Below are 17,880 nucleotides of genomic sequence, written 5' to 3' on the forward strand. Positions count from 1 at the left end.
GCTGATTTGATCAACAACGCTGGGCTTGGGTAAATCGAAAGTAGCATTAGAACTTGGGGCTCTAAATAAACAAAACGCCAACCGAGTGTTGGCGTTTTGCTCTAGGATGCACGAAGCTTGGAAACTAGAAAGCTAGGAAGCACGAAGCTAGGAAATTAGAAAGCTGTGAATCTAGCAAGTCAAAAATGGCTTTGAGGCTGACTAGCTCATTTTAGGGATCACCGTTATCACAGGGACACCCAAGATATCTTCGATTTCGTCTTTGCGTTTGATTGAAGAATCAAACAGTTCAAACAATACCGCTAAACCAATACCCAAACCGATACCTGCAACGAATCCAGCCAGAATAAAAACAAAAGTCGGCATGTTAGATTTGATACTCGGTGTGAAAGGCAAATCGATAATCTTCACACGTTTGTTTTGCTCGAATACACCAAGCGAACCCGTTAGTTGAGCCATTTCATAACGCTCTGTCAGTTCATCATATAGTTGACGTTTGATTTCAACTTGACGTTTAAGGCGGTACATCTCTTTTGCATTTTCGCCGAAGTTATTGGCCTTGTGTTCTAATTCGAAAATCATAGTTCGAAGGCTTTTGGTCTCTTCAGTTAAAGACTCAAAGCGAGCACGAACCAGCTGTAGGCTGTGTAATTGAGTGACCAGAAGAGGTTGGGTATCAGAAAGTTTGTTCAGTGTCGTACTACTTGCGATGTCCCAAAGCTGGTCGCTGTTCATCGTTGGCTGGGTTACCTCGAGCAAACTCTTACGTTCATTCTCTAGTCTGTCTAGCTCACGCACTTTAGCTTGCACAGCACTGTGCTTGTCCGTGTATTTAGCTTGTAACAAGGTAAGGTCGCTACGAATGTCGATGATCTGGTCTTCTAATTTACCGATCACAGGGTTGGTTCTTGAAAGTTGTTGGTCGATTGACCCTAAACTTTTTTCGACACCCGATAACTCGGCCTCTTTTTCTGCCAATGTTTGTTTGAGTGAAGCTAAGCGATTCAAACTTTGGCTCCGTACCTCAGGCGTCGAATGAACATTCTCATTCATGTATGCAGCTAGCGCTTCTTCTGCTTCTGCAAGCTCTGCGCTACGTTTGTCGATATGGATTTTCAAGAAGTTACTTGAATCTTCAATCGATGAACGTTCCGGTGCGAGTAACTGTTCAATGAAATGTTCACTTACCGAGCGCAGCGTCGCTTCCATTCCATTTGGTGTGTTCGACGTTAGACTTATCTTTAGAAAATCTTTTCCAAGCTGAGTCACCGTTAGACGTTGAGACAGGTCAGTAATGATCTCTTGTTTCTCAATTTCAGGCATATCTGGCGTGGTTAATTGCAGTTCATCAGCGACCGAGTAAAGCACATGTCGACTGTGAAGCAGTGTTCTTAATGCGTTAAGTCGATCTTTGAGCATCGTCGAAACGGCAATGTCTTCCAAGAATGGATTCATCTTGGCCGTTTCTTGAATCAACATACTGGTATGCGCGTCATATTTAGTTGGAGCCAACTTGCTCACACCAAAACCTACAAAGGGCAAAATAAGCATTGGCAGAACGATAACGTAGCGTTGGCGCCACATCGCATTGATGATGACTAATAACCGCAATTTCAGATTATTCATAATAGCTCCAACATCCAATGTACAAAGTTACCACGGTTCTCCCAGCTCTCTTGTTCGACGACAGAGATAGGTGAATTGCTTAGTTGGCGCGCATGATCAAGCGCCCAAATCATTTGGTTCGCACTGCCAACCGTGGTCACGTGCTCTTGGTATGGAACCAAAGCAGGGAACGGTGTTGTGATAATTGGTGTGCCCGCCGCAAGGTATTCCATAAGTTTGAGAGGGCTACAAGCTCGGATCTGCTCATTATCAACAAACGGCAACAAGCTCACATCCCAGTGTTGAGAATAGCTTGGTAGTGTGTGGTGTGGACGAGGGCCAAGGTAATGAACGTTACTCAACTTAGGCAGCATGAGCGTATCAAGCTCGTTTGGACCTATGAAAACAAAGTCCCATTCCGGCATCGCATTCGCAACATGATCAATCATTTCATAATCAAGCCACTTAGAAAGGCTGCCATAAAAACCAGCAATAGGGCGGTGGTTGCTTGGTAAATCTTTTGCTCTTGGTGCGGGTGTTGAAAATAGGTCTACGTCGACACCATGTGGTAGCAAGTGCGCTTTATGCTTTGGAAATTTATCCATCAATTTTTTGCTAGCCGCGAATATAAGCGTCGCTTTATCGATTAACTCTGATTCGTGCTGTGCAACGGTGTCATGATCAACACCAGCCAGCGCGCTAAAATCATCACCGCAGTAATAAACCACAGATGACTCGCCTAAGTGTCCGCACAAATCAACAGCGGTTGGAAGAGAGGTCCATAGGATAGGCGCGTTCAGATTAAGCTCCGCAATAATCGGTTTTAGTTGGTGCAACATCATTTGCTGAGCCAACTTTCTAGAAAATTTAGAAGCAGGCGCAGGGATTGTCTTTAAGTTAACGATAGTAATGTTGTCGTGTCCCTCAGAGTCGAGCATGTTTTGAGTAACGGCTTTGGTTTTACCAAACAACTTGTTGAACGCTCGGCTGGCATCTTTAGCGGACAGCTTCGGTTGTCTTAAGCCAATAGAGTTGACCCATAAGACTTTGTGTTGCTTAGCAAGGTGACGAACTAAATGTTGAGTCGATGAAGGTAGGCCACCAAAGTCTTCACCAAATACGATTAAATCACGCATGGTCACCTCCATGAGTCTCTAACGAATCGAACATATCGGATTCTGTCACTTCAACGGGTTTAATGTGACCGACAACTCGAGCTGGGTTACCGCCTGCGATTGCAAAAGCCGGGATGTTCTTTGTTACTACGCTGCCTGCGGCTATTACGGCACCTTCGCCGATGGTTACGCCACCTTTAACCGTCACATTCGTGCCTAACCAAACATCGGGTTCAAGAATGATGTCACCGATTTGCTGAGGGTCGTCACCTTCACCTAGCGCTCGGCGTTTTGCATCAAGCGGGTGTCCAGAGTATCCAAATAGAAAAGCGCCGCCTGCGATTCGTACGTTGTCAGAGATAACCACTTTACCTCCAACAGCGATAGTCGACTGCCAACCAATGTCGACGTTATTGCCAATCGACAATAGTGGGTGTTCCAAGCCTTCAAGTTGTTGAGTACAACCAGAGAATGTCGTGTGGCCAGAGATACGGCAGTTGTCGCCAATTGTAATTTGCACCGGACCGCTGACGAAAGGCAGTCCACCATACAAATACAGGCGTTTGCCACATTGAGCCACACGACCTTTGAAAGCCGGAGTCCAGTAGAAGAATCGCGTAAAGCCAGAAACCAGATTCACCACTAGCTTGTGCGCTTGATATAGACAGCGATTAAATAGTTTAGGGGTAGGTAGCTCTGCGCTTCTGATGTTTTTCAAAATGAAAAACACATTTCTAATTCGAGAATTAGGATGAAACTTAAGCCAATGTTTGAATTGATGTATAGATACTGACGTCATAATGAAAATCCTCTTTTTTGTTATATAGAAGTACTTTCATATATTGTGCCATCTAATAAATGTAATATTTTCAATAGGTTAAAATGTGTCTTTTAGGTTTTCTCATTTTGACAGGCAGTTTGAGATACATTTGAGACGCAAACTGTGAGTGCTGCGAGGATATAAATCGGCCAGTTGAAGCCTTGAGTCAAAAATGTACCCGACACGATTGTTCCAATCAGACCTGCATAGATCGCATAGGCGACCGCATTGAGTTCGGGGGCGATTTCTGTGGCCGAGTTTTTTAACCTCGTTAGCGTAGAGCGAGAGGTTTTGATCAAAGCAACGATAAGGCAGACAAAAATGATCAGACCAATAAAGCCTGTTTCTGCCAACACACCAAACCAGGTACTGTGAACGGCGTGATTCAGTCCGTCCCAATGCGAACTGTAAAAGAAGTAGTTCGAGAAGAAGTTGTTCAACCCTACGCCGGTCAGTGGATTCTCAACTGCCATCTTTATTGCTGCTTCCCAAGCATAGATTCGACCCATTGCAGATTCATCGATACCTTGTTCAGCGGCACCACCAGAAGATCTGTCTGAGATACCAGCAACTAAATAGAGCACCACGGCCGCGACAGTTCCCACTGAGATTAAGAGAACTTTAGAGCGCACTAGCTTCCACGCAAAAATACCAATCACCGCAATACACCCCAGTAGTCCGCCACGGCTTTGAGTGGCAATAATGGCGGCGAGCAGTAACAGACAAACTAAGGCACTGATTAAACGTTTGGATCGTGAGATGCCAGTCGTGGTGGCTTGGCTTATTGTAAAGGCGAGTGGGAACATCAGTACCAGTGCTAGGTCGTTCGGGTCACCTAACATAGAGCCAAAATCGCGGCCAATAGTCACGCGTGAGCCCTCGACAAGCCCAATACCATTTACTGAGTTGTACACGGCAATAGAGCTGACTAAAGCGCCAGCGTAGATAATCGTCATCGCGGTTTTTGCGAGATTTTCCGTGGTGTTTACTAGCCAAGTAATCGCAAGCGTCATCACTATAATTTTCCAATAAACGCCCTTGAATTCTGCTAGTGCTATTGGCCTGTTGGACGCGAAGATAATACCAATGAAAACCAATACCCAAAATATGGCGAGCCAATTTAAACAAGGGTGCCAGAAGATTTTAAGTTCTTTACTGATTAATGCATGCCATAGAAGAGCCGACAGAGCGCCTAATGAAAGCATCAGCGGTATTTTTAGCGAATAGAGCTGAGGTATAGCTTCGTGAATTCGGAAAAATGAAAAGACAACGAACAATAGAACTAACCAGAATGTTTTGTTTAACACGAATAACCCGGCCAATGGCACAAGAGCGAGCGCCACAATGACAGCAGGGTGAGGCACAAAGTACCAAACAACACCAAGCCCAACACACAAGGTGCTGATCGTGATGATGACTGGCAATCTATTGGCTTCAGGGTTGACCATTGTGACCTCTATTGGCAAATAAACTCTTTAGGACTCGGCTCGTAATCTTTTTAAGACGTAGTTACGCCTGATGTTAAAGATTGCAAAGTAAGTGCCAGTTATGCATTTTATTTAACTTACTGATTTAATGTTGGATTATTAAGTGAGGGCGTAGCCTTGAGGTGAGTTTTGTCATTTTGAGAATCAGTATAAAACTGACTAAAGTACTTAAATCATCAAGCCCAAATAACCAGTTATCGACTAAGGCTAGAATTAACGGTCGAGTTGATAGATTTCCAACAACTGCGGGACAACGGCTTGTGGAGAGTATTGGTTTTTCACGGTTTCTATCGCGTGACTCTTGAGAGAGTCACGTTGCTCGTTCGTCAATGACATCCACAAAGATAAAAACTGTTCTAGCTCAGCTTCTGAATTTGCAAGGTAGCCGTTAACTTGATGCTCGATGAGTTGAGGCAAGTTACCAACTGAGGTGGCGAGAACGGGAATGCCACGAATCATGGCTTCTAATGCCGCCATAGGTAAGCCTTCAAAGCGAGAAGGGATGATTAACAGATCGATTTGGCTCCAGACGTCGTCCATATTGGTCTGATGCCCATGAAAGGTCACATTATCAGGCTGCGATTTAACTAAGATGTCCATTTCTGGCCCGTCACCAAAAAGCTCAAACCGAACATCAGGAAACTGTTTGGCTAATGCAACAAATCGATCAGGCGCTTTTTCATGGCTCAATCGCCCCACAAAACCAACATGGAATGGGCTTGATGAAGGGGAGCTTGTTAACCCGGTTGGCATTTTAACAAAGTTATTCAATTGATGGGTTTGACTCGGCACTTTCGCTTTAATCTTTTCACTGACCACGAGCGACTGATCAGAAAGAAAACTGCTGTAACGGTCGAGCCAATCATAAAGCCATACTTTGCCTGTTGGGGTTTCACCTGCGTGATAAGTGGTGATTTGCTTTGTGTTGTTGAAACGAGGCGGAAGCTTGATTAACTTGCTGACCAAACTGGCTTTGTAACCATGAGCATGGATAAGCCTTGGTTGATAATGTTGAACTGCACGTTTCAGCTGTGTCGCGCTATTGCCATTTGAATCTACAGAACATGAGGCTAAATCGGAGAGGTAACTAAAAGGGATGTTCAGCGCATTCAACTTTTCAACGATGATCGCTTCAGGATTAAACTTAGTCAAAAGAACGATACGAACAGCCTCTGAATACTGAGCGCTTTCCGATATCAGGCCTTGTGCTAATTCTAAAACATGCGTTTCTATGCCTCCAAAAGTTTGGCTGTCGATCAACAGCCAAACCTCATGAAGGTTTATGTCGAGTATACCTTGGTTAGGCTTGATTGTACTCATCTTCCGATTCCCAAGCCTGTTTCTTACGATAAACAGTAGAAGGGCTAAGTTCTAACAGCACAGCAGCGTTTAACACATTCCCATCGCAATGATTGATGGCATGTTGAATGGCTTCACGTTCTATTTGCCACATTGGACGAATAGCACCTTCGCTTGTGGTAAATGCAGGCGTCATCGGCTCGTTGTGAGCTTGAGCAACTGACGATTGTTCCAACTCTTCCGGAGTAATCGGTGGCAACTTAGCTTCTGGTGCTTCAACAACTGCAGGTTGAGGCGCAGTTACTCGAATTGGTGTCACTGATTTAGATGATGGAGCGGCATCTACTTTATTAATCGGAGGCGGTAACATGTCTTTAGTCACGCTCGTTTCATTGTTCAACACCACTATGTTACGGATGATGTTTTGCAACTGACGCACATTGCCTGGCCACGCATAACGTTTAAGTAGATTCTGCGTTTCTTTGTCTATTGATTTAAACTTCTTCTTGTCTTGCTTCGCGTACAGCTTCAAGAAATGATTGCAAAGAGTGACAATGTCACTCCCTCGCTCGCGAAGCGGTGGCATTTCGATAGGCACAACGTGAACACGATAGTAAAGGTCTTCTCTAAAACGTCCTTCTTCTACTTCAACCAGTGGATCGCGGTTGGTCGCACAGATAATTCTGACATCCACTTTAATCTCGCGGTTGCCACCGAGTGGAGTAAACGTACCAGTTTGCAAAAATCTGAGGAGCTTCTTCTGCATCTCCAGTTCCATTTCACAAAGCTCATCGAGAAATAGGGTACCGCCATGCGCTTGCATTGCTGCACCTTTCCGGTCGGTTGTCGCACCGGTAAACGCACCTTTAACGTGACCGAAGATTTCACTCTCCATTAGGTCTCGAGGGATAGCGCCGCAGTTAATGGCCACGAAGGGTTTACCATTACGCTGACTCTCTTGGTGAATCGCTTCCGCACACACTTCTTTACCTGTACCACTTTCGCCGTTAATAAACACGCTGGCAGTGGTTGGTGCTACCGAATCAATGATCTTGTAAACCGCCTGCATGGGTAGGCAAGAGCCAATGAAATTATGAAAACGATCACGATCGAATTTGCTTTGCATGTTATCGACGAGGTTTTCGAGTTTCGCTCTTTTTAGATGCAAGCTAACAGAGGTCTTGAGTCGATCGGCTTGAATGGGTTTCTCTAAGAAGTCTTCTGCACCGCGTTGGATAAGGTCTACCGCGATGTTTACTGAACCATGCGCTGTCGCGATGATGACAGCGGTCGGTATTTCGTTAGCAGTAATCCAATCTAAGACTTCTTCGCCTGGCATGTCAGGAAGCTTAAGGTCGAGAATCACAAGCTGTGGAGAGTGCCTTTCAATGAAGGTCTTAGCTTCCGCGCCGGTTTCGACGTGGAAAATATCATAGGGCTCGTCTTTTACGTACTGCTTGTAGAGTACGGCGAGTGAGGTGGAGTCTTCAACTAACAATACCTTAGGGCGCATTGTGTATTCCTTTTGAAACTTTATCCTAACCAATCAATAACATAGTGATATGTAACCATCAATACGAGTCTTGTGTATTTGTTATCTACCACATGCAATCTTTTAAGAAGCGGCCTGTATAACTTCTCGCATTGCTGTTCATGATGGAGCCCATCTTATGGCGACTATATTAATAACGACTGTTTTGAGTTTTTAATCTGATACCGATAATGAACATGCAAAGCTAGCTGAAGCCTGCCTCTTTCCTTTCAAGCAAGGCTTTTATTGAACGCTCTGCGAGCTCTAGTAATTCGTCAACTTGTCGAAATGCCGCATCATGACTCTGTTCTAAACATAGCTTTTCTAAAGCTCGAGCTAATTCACCCAAAGGGCGATTACCTAACGAAAGCGCTGTGCTGCCGAGAGTGTGGACCTCGAACTCAAGTGTTTGAGCGTCTTTCTGCGTGACAGCCTCTTTTATGGCGACCAAGCGTGTTTGTGATTCTTCGACATAATGGTCGATCAAGATAGGGATAATGTCCGCACTTGTATCGCGAATCATTTGCTCCAGAACGCTTTCATCGACAAGCTTGCTCACTTGTTGTGAGTTTAGATTTGTAGCTGCGTCTGACGCTAAAGTAGAATTCATCAAACTAAGTCCTTTTATTGAGCTTAATATCTGTTAATACTATTAAGTTTTAGTCATTTTCTAGAATAATTTCAACTGGTTGCCGTACAAATAGAGCATTTAATTGGCATCTCACTCATCTTGCTATTGGGTTTGTGACAAACCTAACGGACTGATTTTATTTTGTTTTCTCTTATGAAATATAAACTTAGGTGCCTATAAAGCCTAAGGTGCGGGTAGATCTCAGAAGAAAACGAGCCCGATACAAATAAAAAAGACCACCGCAGTGAAATAACAACAGTGGTCTTAGAGCGGTTTATGTAGTTTAGGCTAATCTAAATAGCAATAACTCAAATAACGATAACCCAAACAATGATAATTTAAACAGCCGTGCTTTAAATCACGAAAAGTAGGACTACGAAGCTTTATCAATTTTTGGCTTTGGGTCGGCTTCTACTTCTTCCTCGCTACTTTCTGAGAAGATATCAGCAACAGCGCTTCTCTCGAGTTCACCTTTTAGATTACCGTCTTCATCAACAACTGGAAGAGAGTAGTCACAAGACATAGTGTCCGGTAGCACTTCTTCAATCACCGCATCTGGTAAGATGGCAGGGACTTCTTCGTATATCTCATCACTAAAATCATGTACCGATGAATCTTCAACGGCGTCTTGTAGACTTTCTTGTGTGACTAGGCCTTGATAGCCGTCATCTGTTACGTGATAAGCGTAATCGTTTTTAAGCATCTTCATTTGTGCCAAAGCACCTTCAATTGTTTCTGATGTGATTCGATACAGAGGAGGCTGCATAACGGTTTCAACGGTCAGTGCACGAGCACGGTTTACGTCTTTCACGAACGCTTCCACGTAATCATCGGCTGGATTTAGCAGAATCTCATGTGGTGTGCCTTGTTGTACTAACTCGCCGTCTTTCAAAATTGCGATTCTATCGCCTAGGCGGAGTGCTTCGTCCAGATCATGTGTGATGAAAACAATCGTCTTATGAAGCTTCTCTTGAAGTTCAATAAGCTGGTCTTGCATTTCACTTCGAATCAAAGGGTCGAGTGCCGAAAAGGCTTCATCCATTAACAAGATTTCAGCGTTAGTACACAGAGCGCGCGAAAGCCCAACACGTTGTTGCTGACCACCTGAAAGTTGCGCTGGGTATTGCTTGCCGTAACCTTTTAAGCCCACCGTTTCTAACCATTCGTTGGCTTTCGCTAAACGGTCTTCTTTTTTGATGCCTTGTACTTCCAACCCGTACGCAACGTTTTCAACCACAGTGCGATGAGGCATTAAGCCAAAGCGTTGGAATACCATCGACATTTTATGACGACGGAACTCTTCTAGCTGTTTAGTGTTGAGGCTCATCACATCAATGCCTTCAACCATGATTTTACCTTGAGTCGGGTCAATCAAACGGTTGAAGTGGCGAATCAGCGTCGATTTACCCGAGCCAGAAAGCCCCATGATAACGAAGATTTCACCACGGTTAATCTCAAGGTTGATCTCTTTCAAACCAACGGTATGACCCGTATCCGCAAGAATCTGATCTTTGTGTTCGCCGTTTTGAACTCGGTTCATAACAGACATTGGTTTCGGTCCAAACACCTTGTACAGACCACTAATTTCAATCAATGGTTTAGTCATGCTTGAATCCTCCTAAATGCGCATTAGTTCTTCTTGCGTACGCTTGTGAAGCGCGGTCAAAAAGGATTGCGAGGGCAACGATGGCGAAACCATTCATCAAGCCTAATGTGAAGTACTGGTTAGTAATCGATTTGAGAACCGGTTGTCCTAGGCCTTTCACACCAATCATGGATGCGATAACAACCATAGACAGTGCCATCATGATGGTTTGGTTAATACCCGCCATGATCGTTGGCATTGCTAGAGGAAGTTGAACACCCCATAAGCGTTGCTTTTTGCTCGCACCGAAAGCGGTAGCGGCTTCAAGGACTTCTTTATCAACTAAGCGTATGCCTAGGTTAGTTAGACGAATTACAGGTGGAATCGCGTAGATAACCACGGCGATTAGCCCTGGAATCTTACCGATGCCCAGTAGCATTACCACTGGAATCAAATAAACGAACGCAGGCATGGTTTGCATGATATCGAGCATCGGCGTAACAATTGACTGAGCTCGATTTGAACGAGCCATCGCAATACCAATCGGAATGCCCAAGAATATTGAAACCAAGGTACATACAGTGATGATACTGAGCGTCCGCATGGTGTCTTCCCACATTCCAAAGTAACCAATGAGAAGTAGAGAAGCAACACAGCCTAGAGCCAGTTTCCAAGAACGGCTTGCTGCGTAGACAAGGCTGGTACACACAGCCAGGACTATAATCCAAGGTGTTGAGATAAGGAGTTTTTCAAACCAAACGAGGAATGAAAGAAGAGGGTCAAAGAGAGATTCAATCATTTCGCCGTATTCACGGGAAAATTCACGGTATGCGCCATCTAGCGTCTTTTTTATGGTTCGTAAATCACCGCGTTCCATCTCTGGAAAGCTTGATAACCAATTGCTGTCAGCCATTTTATATCCTTATAGTTCGGAGCCACTTGTCCATGCGATAAGAAAATCGCTAATGAAAAGGGCTCCGAATCATGAATAACATCAAGTATAGCGACGTTATTTCTGTTTTATTGTTGAAGCGTAATTACTTGTTATTAAATCAAGCTCTTACAGCTCTGCTTCAACTTTCTTAGCCACTTCTTCAGAAACCCATGGGTGCCATACTTCTGGGAATTCACTTAAGAAATGCAGACTCGCTTCTTCGCCATCAGCTTGGTTGTCTTCCATCCAAGCAAGTAGCGAGTTCATTTTGTCGTTCGTGAAACCACGTTTAGTAAAGTAGTCGTACGCTTCAGGAGCACGTGACGCAAAACTTTCAGTGGTAATCGTGTGAACAGGTGAAGGCGGGTACATGGTCGCTTTTGGCGATTCACAATCTTCTTTGGTGGTACAGTTAAGGAACTCTTCCTCATTAACGCCACTGCCAAAGTCGACTTTAACCATGTCGTATTTACCTAGAACAGCGGTCGGTGCCCAGTAGTAACCAAACCAAGCTTCTTCACGTTCATAAGCTTTTGCGATAGAGCCAGATAAGCCGGCACTCGAGCCTGGATCAACAATCGTGAAACCGCTGTTTTCTAGCTCAAGAGCATTAAACAAGTTTCCGGCGCTGATCTGACAGTTCCAGCCTGCAGGGCAGCTGTAGAATGCAGATGTATCTGGGTCTTCAGGGTGTTTGAATAAGCTTGCGTTTTTGCGTACGCCTTCGATGGTTGCCATTTCAGGGTACTGTTTTACTAGGTAAGCTGGAACCCAAAAGCCTTCTTCGCCGCCGTTCACAAGTGCTTTACCTGCGTAGCGAAGACGTTTTTCTTCAACACCTTTATCTAATGCGTCTTTTAAGCTGTTGCTCCAAAGTTCAGGTGCAACATCAGGCTGGCCTTTTTCGATCATAGACGTGCCTGTTGGCATAGTGTCGCCAGGGATAAGTTCAGCATCACACCCATAACCATGTTCAAGGATGAATTGGTCGATATTGGCGATCAGTGTTGCAGAGTTCCAGTTCATATCTGCGATTGTTACGCTGCCACATTCTCCAGCGTTAGCATTACCGCTGGCTGCTGCTACTAACAAAAATACGGAGCTTAACTTGTATTTCATATTGAGTTTCCTTTCTCTTTAATAATACAACTAAGGTAACCAAGGTAAATTGATTATCTAAATTGCTCGATGGTGATCCTTTCCGTGTATTTGAACCATTTGAGCAGAAGGAGGGATGGGTGAAGTTTGAATAGATAAACGTCCAAAGTCAGTGAAGTGTGATTTGCCAATTCATCCACTGTGTTTCAACAGCCATCGGATAACTTTGTCAAACTATTACAAATTCGTCAAAAACCACCTCTATTTATAATCTTAGGGAATAATCGTACGAATTCCATCTTTGATGCGATTTACATGGCACTTTAACCGCCTGTGTCACATTACCGCTAAAGTTAGGTGTGGGGCTGTTGATTTTTGGATGAGTTTAAAGGTGGTAAGACCACAACTTGCGTGAGTGAAATGCGTTGAATAGTTTTTAAAATCGTATTTTTAGTCATATTTTCGCCAAAAACACTCAATTTGGTTTTTATTTATTCAGAACTGTTGGAGCTTGAAGTCTAATAAGATAGGTGGCTGTCATGGTTTAATGACAGCCAGAAAGTAGCAAAAGAAAGTTACATCGGAAGGTTCAAAAACTCATTTTGATACAGCTTGTTTGCCAAGCTATCGCGAAACTTAGCGGGGATGAATTTCATTCGATTGATTTGTCTGACCAACTCTTGTGCAAAGCTAGGTTTTTGTTTCATGTTCATCACGCAGCCCATTAGATTGATACTTTGTGCATCAAGCAGCTTTTTCGCTTGTTCTAGGTGGTGACTCGACGTTTCACCATAAGCGACAACCATTAGTGTGCTTTCACAAGCACTCGCCACAGACTGCGCCGGAATGTTTCCTTTGTTTATGTTGAGAAGCGGTGAGGTATCAATGATGACTCTGTCGTATTTCTCTAACCATTTGTTGACCACTTTTTGTAACGTTGTCGGATCTTTATAAGCCAATTGCGTTGAAGCAACTTGTGGAGCAGGGACACCGATAAATGTACGCTGAGATTCAACATGTTCAATCAATTGACCTTGCTGATTATCTTCTAGCATATTCAAATCTTTGAAAGCAGGGTTGAATAAGTTGAGATCAACATAAAGCGTAGAATGACCCGCAAGAAGAAAACGCTCGGCTAATGCGGTTGCAATAGATGTTACGCCGTCACCTGAATGGCAGGCGGTGACGCATATTGATTTTTGGCCGTTAAGTTCAGAAGCTAAATACAGTTGCTCGACTTCGGCATGGGTCGCTGAAATAGTCATTATAAAGCTCCTATTAATACGATGGTCGTGGTGATACGCAGTATGTCATCAAGTCCGACTCGTGCTTTCTCAATAAAACTTTCGCGACGGTCTGGAATGTAAATCGTGTCACCGGCGCGCAGCACCGGCAGGTTGTAAATGTTCGCCGTTTTGCTGAATTCAACAAGGTCAAAAGTACGAGCCTGACCTTGGCAACAAGACATATTGACGATGGTAATTTTCTCTACGTAAGCATTGTCGGTAGGGCCTGCAGCTTCTGCCAGAATATCTAGAATGGTCATGTTGTCGTTGAATACATAACGCCCTGGGTTGTTAATCGCACCAAGCACACGAACGGTTTCTTCTTTCGGTGTATCTAACCAGTTTTTGCCTTTCTCTGGGATGTAAATCGTGTCGCCAGTGGTTACGTTTGGCAGTAACGATTCGTCACCGGTTTCGAAGTACAGTGATAAGTTAAGTTTGCTTACTTGCGAATAGGTTTTGTCACGATGCGTTACTCGAACATTGTGGATGTCGGCATCCTTTGTTGGGCCATCAGCCGCTGACAAGATATCAAGGAAGTGCATGTCTTTGGTGAAGCGGTAACGACCAGGCGCATTCACTTGTCCAAAGATGTAGATCGAAGCATCAGAGCTTTGACGAACCCATTGTGATTTATTGTCTGAAGGATCTTGTGGCAAGTCGTGAACACGCACGATAGAGCCCGCTCGAATTTGTGGCATTTGGTCACGTGGCGCACCATTTCGAATAAAATCATCAAGGTTAAACACAACTAGCTTTCTACCAGTAACAACTTCGATTTTCGATGTGTCAGCGCGTAGCGTAGGGCCACCGACGTGTGCCAATAATCCCATGAAATTCATTTCATCTGACCATTCAATACGACCAGGTCGATTCACCTCACCAATCACGTTAACTGCTCTGTCTGGCGTGATTTTCAACCAAGACTTCTCGTTCATGTCGGTTTTCTCGGGAACGAAAATCGCGTCACCAGCTTTGATGCTAGGAGGGTTAGAGTTAGGTAAGCCTTCAGTGTAAGCCGCCAAATCGAATTTAAGCACTCTGCCATCTGCTTTGATAACACGGATTTGTCGTGACTCTGCAAATCGAGTTGGGCCGCCCGCATTCGCCAAGATATCCATAAAGGTCGCGTCTCTTTTGCCTTCAAAAGCACCAGGGGCTGCGACTTCGCCCATTACGTAAACCATGTTGGCGCCGGATTTGATCTCTTCTTCTTGCTTGGGAACGAAAATGGTCGCACCCGGGCGTAAAATTGGAAGCAGACTTTCGTCACCAGAATCTAAGTAACGTTTTAGGTTGAATAGCGTTGGGGTGTTGTTCGAAATCACTCGGATTTGCTCAACACTGGCATAACGAGTTACGCCGCCCGAACGCATAAGTACGTCGACAAGGTCGGTGTTCTCTTTGTAAGTGAACGAACCCGGCGCGTTCACCTCACCAAACACTTTGATGGAGTTACGAGAATCAGCACTGTCACCTGAGTTAGCAAGCTTTGCTGCGTCAAACTCTTGCTCGATGTTACCGACTAATGGAGAAGCTGGAACGAATAGTGAATCCAGTGATTGAAGAGTAGGTAATGCTGACTCGTCTCCTGAATCAAGGAATCGTTTGTAGTTAAACTCTTTCTTATCTGCGCCTCGCTTAAGAATCAGCTTATCCAGTTGCGCGCCCGGGCGTAAACCACCCGCAGCGTAAAGTGCCATTTGGATGCTAGAACCTAATGAGAGCGTGTATTCGCCAGGCTGTTCTACATAACCTTGCACGTAGATGATGATTTGCTGCTCTTTTACATACACTGAAGCGTTCGAAAGATCTTTGTAAGCGGTTGCCAGCGACTCTAGAACGACTTTGTTAAGCTGTTCGCTGTCGTAACCCGCAACAAACACAGCGCCTACTTCTGGAAGAGTAATACGGCCACGCTTATCCACTTGGAACCCCGTGTTTAAGGTACTTTCACCGGGTACGTTAACTTGGATTAGATCACCGACTTGAACCGCGTCTGAAAACTCATCGTTAGCATTGACGACATTCGCAAAGCATAACGATAGGGTGATGATAAAAGCGATCAAGGATTTCATAATCCACCTCCCATTTTCTCGGCATTCTTAGGCGAGACAATTTCAATACTTACTCGGCGGTTCGTTAAACGCGTGCCGTCGGATTCACCTTCAAAAAGAGGGACGGTTTCGCCAACAGAGACGGCTTTGATTCGTTGAGCGCCTAGTCCAAAAATAGTCAGGTAGCGTTCGACTTGTTTCGCTCGTCCAAGTGCTAACTTGTCGTTGTATTCTTCGGCACCCGTTGCATCAGCATGGCCGGTAACAACAAGGTCTAGGGATTTGTGTTCTTTAAGTAAAGTGGTCGCCTCGGCCAGTCTTCCCATATATTTAGGATTTACTTCAGTCGAGTTTTCCGCAAATTGGTTGTCAACATTAAGTAGGTCATACAACTGTTCAATAACCGACAGTTGCATTCTAAATTGATTTTCATTTTGTGGTGGCTCACAGCGGGCTTGAGAGGTTACGTAATCCAGTTGGACTTCAAGTTCATTTAGGCGTTTTCTTTGGATCACTAAGTCGTTGGCTGCATCCAGTAGTAGACCGCCTTGAAGTTCACGAGCAATACGATTTTGCTTTTCGATTGCTTGAACAACAGCAGCTGGGAAACACCAACGAGCACCTTCTTGGATCAAAGCATCAAGGTGCAATTTAGCGAGCTGCCAATCAAAGCGTAATCCATGTTCTGGACCAAGAGGCTCGTCTGGCATGACAGGAGAGAAGTCTGAGTTTTGATAGTTAATAGAATCGTAACTTTCAGCCAAACCCCCTGTGCCTTGTTCAGGATAGCTAGTGCAGCCACCCAGAACGAGAGCGGACAGAGAAAGGGCTATGTAGTTTTTCAGTATTTTCATGCCAACGTCCTATGTTTCTAATTTTTCTTATTATTTTTTGTTACTTCTAGCTTAGTGGGTCTTCATGAATTTGCAGGATTTTTTGAATTTACTGGGATAGCGTGGCCAATACGTAGTAGGTTCATAATTTCAAGAGGCTGACCAGTCACATTTTCAAGTCGCATGTTGCGTTCGCGCTCAGTCAGACGTTTGAACATATAAACAATCGCGCCAACACCAGATGAATCTAAAAACTCCACCTGGCTAAAATCAACTTCGATTTCAGGGTGACCATCGTTAGAAATCACATCATCGATGTCGGTTTGTGCATCACGACTGCCTGCTGCATCCAGATCACCGAAAATAGAAAGTGTCAGTGTCGTTGTGTTTAAATCAGTCTTACGTAGTTCCATAGCGATATCTCCTTTTAAGTATGTATGGACAACTGCACTGAATGTGCCAACTTTTATGTTGTTATTTTTCAATAATTTATGTTTAGTACGAATTCCTATCTCAAATTGAGAAAAGACGTTTCTCAATATGAGAACTAAAAACGGCGGAATATATGAGAGTTATAGATCATTAATTTAATGAATAAATGAAAAGGTTAGATAAGGTTGATGAGTGGATCGCATCTTCTAGCAAAGGTTGTCTACCTACGTGTCAGAACGCTTAGGATTAAAGGCGTTTGTTGACTACTACAGATATCAATACGGAGCAGATGATGAGATTAACTAAATTGGCGATAGCAACTCTATGGGCGTGTTCGCTTTCTTCTCATTCATCCTATTTACCTCCCGACCATTTGGTACTGGCCAATACATACCAACAAGGCATTGATGTTTCTGAATACTGGAAGAGTGAAAAGCTTGATGGGATTCGGGCTCTTTGGGACGGACAACATCTTTATACACGCAATGGTAATCGCATTTACTCACCCAAGTGGTTTACTGAAAACTTGCCTAAGGTCCATCTCGAAGGAGAGTTGTGGGCAGGAAGGGGCAAGTTCCACCTTGTTCAATCTACCGTTCTCGATCATACGCCGAGTGACACAGCATGGCGCCAAATCGATTTCATGCTGTTTGATATGCCAGGCGCTGCGGGAGATTATCAAAAGCGCTATTACAACATTTTGCATTGGGTTAGCGTGATTGGAGAATCTCATGTCAGCTACATAGAACATGTACCAATTCACAGTGAAGAGGCTTTGTTTCATCAACTTGATAATGTCGATGAGCGTAATGGCGAAGGTTTGATGCTTAGAAAAATCACCAGTCGTTATCAAGCAGGCCGAAGTAATGATTTGTTAAAACTGAAAAGGCATCATGATGCCGAAGCCACAGTTATTGGCTACAAGGGTGGGACAGGGAAGTATAAAGGGATGATGGGTTCAATCTTGGTTCACACAGAAGAGGGTGTGGAATTTTATATAGGCAGCGGGTTCAGTGACCAAATGAGACTCGCACCGCCAGAGATCGGCAGCCGTATTACCTTTCGTTACAATGGTTTTACTGAAAACGGAAAACCCAAGTTTGCGCGCTTTGTTCGAGAGAAGAGTGAATATTAAGGCAGATACGATCTACCTGACCATTAAACGAA

15 protein-coding genes are annotated in these 17,880 nt (G+C 44.3%); 1 reads left to right on the forward strand and 14 read right to left on the reverse strand.

Features of this window, described 5'->3' with window-relative positions; translation table 11 throughout:
* Positions 1–201 precede the first annotated feature (201 nt).
* The 14 genes from AB4138_RS14330 to AB4138_RS14395 all read right to left on the reverse strand — a co-directional run bounded on the left by AB4138_RS14330 (position 202) and on the right by AB4138_RS14395 (position 16,694).
* A complete protein-coding gene (locus tag AB4138_RS14330) occupies positions 202–1,626 on the reverse strand; it encodes a GumC family protein (RefSeq protein ID WP_372306523.1) in 1,425 nt (474 codons plus the stop codon).
* Positions 1,623–2,741 carry a glycosyltransferase gene (locus tag AB4138_RS14335; RefSeq protein ID WP_372306525.1) on the reverse strand — a complete coding sequence of 373 codons (1,119 nt, stop codon included), beginning with the start codon at positions 2,739–2,741 and terminating at the stop codon, positions 1,623–1,625. Before AB4138_RS14335 ends, AB4138_RS14330 begins: the two co-directional genes overlap by 4 nt.
* On the reverse strand, positions 2,734–3,519 hold the full coding sequence (locus AB4138_RS14340) for a DapH/DapD/GlmU-related protein (protein ID WP_017059585.1): 786 nt from the start codon (positions 3,517–3,519) through the stop codon (positions 2,734–2,736). The genes AB4138_RS14335 and AB4138_RS14340 overlap by 8 nt, the downstream gene beginning before the upstream one ends.
* 92 nt (positions 3,520–3,611) lie before the next feature.
* Positions 3,612–4,988, reverse strand: a complete 1,377-nt coding sequence (locus tag AB4138_RS14345; RefSeq protein ID WP_136982666.1) for an O-antigen ligase family protein — start codon at positions 4,986–4,988, stop codon at positions 3,612–3,614.
* 252 nt (positions 4,989–5,240) lie between these two features.
* Positions 5,241–6,347, reverse strand: a complete 1,107-nt coding sequence (locus tag AB4138_RS14350; protein ID WP_372306528.1) for a glycosyltransferase family 4 protein — start codon at positions 6,345–6,347, stop codon at positions 5,241–5,243.
* The gene (locus AB4138_RS14355; protein WP_136978470.1) at positions 6,328–7,839 is read right to left on the reverse strand and encodes a sigma-54 dependent transcriptional regulator; all 1,512 of its coding nucleotides are present in this window, start codon (positions 7,837–7,839) and stop codon (positions 6,328–6,330) included. Before AB4138_RS14355 ends, AB4138_RS14350 begins: the two co-directional genes overlap by 20 nt.
* Positions 7,840–8,062: 223 nt before the next feature.
* A complete protein-coding gene (locus AB4138_RS14360; protein ID WP_017066737.1) occupies positions 8,063–8,467 on the reverse strand; it encodes an Hpt domain-containing protein in 405 nt (134 codons plus the stop codon).
* Positions 8,468–8,861: 394 nt separating this feature from the next.
* Complete coding sequence (locus AB4138_RS14365; protein WP_017059590.1) at positions 8,862–10,094, reverse strand: glycine betaine/L-proline ABC transporter ATP-binding protein; 1,233 nt, start codon at positions 10,092–10,094, stop codon at positions 8,862–8,864.
* Positions 10,087–10,986 (reverse strand): proline/glycine betaine ABC transporter permease, encoded by a 900-nt coding sequence (locus tag AB4138_RS14370; RefSeq protein ID WP_017059591.1) that lies wholly within the window; start codon positions 10,984–10,986, stop codon positions 10,087–10,089. Before AB4138_RS14370 ends, AB4138_RS14365 begins: the two co-directional genes overlap by 8 nt.
* Positions 10,987–11,133: 147 nt before the next feature.
* Complete coding sequence (locus tag AB4138_RS14375) at positions 11,134–12,126, reverse strand: ABC transporter substrate-binding protein (protein WP_017063893.1); 993 nt, start codon at positions 12,124–12,126, stop codon at positions 11,134–11,136.
* Between the two features lie 554 nt (positions 12,127–12,680).
* Positions 12,681–13,370, reverse strand: coding sequence for a tyrosine-protein kinase family protein (locus tag AB4138_RS14380; RefSeq protein WP_065677467.1), 690 nt, complete (start codon positions 13,368–13,370; stop codon positions 12,681–12,683).
* Positions 13,370–15,469, reverse strand: a complete 2,100-nt coding sequence (locus AB4138_RS14385) for an SLBB domain-containing protein (protein ID WP_017067079.1) — start codon at positions 15,467–15,469, stop codon at positions 13,370–13,372. The genes AB4138_RS14380 and AB4138_RS14385 overlap by 1 nt, the downstream gene beginning before the upstream one ends.
* Complete coding sequence (locus AB4138_RS14390; RefSeq protein ID WP_372117838.1) at positions 15,466–16,302, reverse strand: OmpA family protein; 837 nt, start codon at positions 16,300–16,302, stop codon at positions 15,466–15,468. Before AB4138_RS14390 ends, AB4138_RS14385 begins: the two co-directional genes overlap by 4 nt.
* Positions 16,303–16,364: 62 nt before the next feature.
* Positions 16,365–16,694, reverse strand: a complete 330-nt coding sequence (locus AB4138_RS14395) for an STAS domain-containing protein (RefSeq protein WP_017059596.1) — start codon at positions 16,692–16,694, stop codon at positions 16,365–16,367.
* A 311-nt stretch (positions 16,695–17,005) separates the two neighbouring features.
* Between AB4138_RS14395 and AB4138_RS14400 the strand changes: the two genes are divergently transcribed.
* The gene (locus AB4138_RS14400; protein ID WP_372117850.1) at positions 17,006–17,848 is read left to right on the forward strand and encodes a DNA ligase; all 843 of its coding nucleotides are present in this window, start codon (positions 17,006–17,008) and stop codon (positions 17,846–17,848) included.
* Positions 17,849–17,880 lie beyond the last annotated feature (32 nt).

The sequence above is a fragment of the Vibrio sp. 10N.286.52.C3 genome (assembly GCF_041468865.1).
GTDB classification, from domain to species: Bacteria; Pseudomonadota; Gammaproteobacteria; order Enterobacterales; family Vibrionaceae; genus Vibrio; species Vibrio crassostreae_C.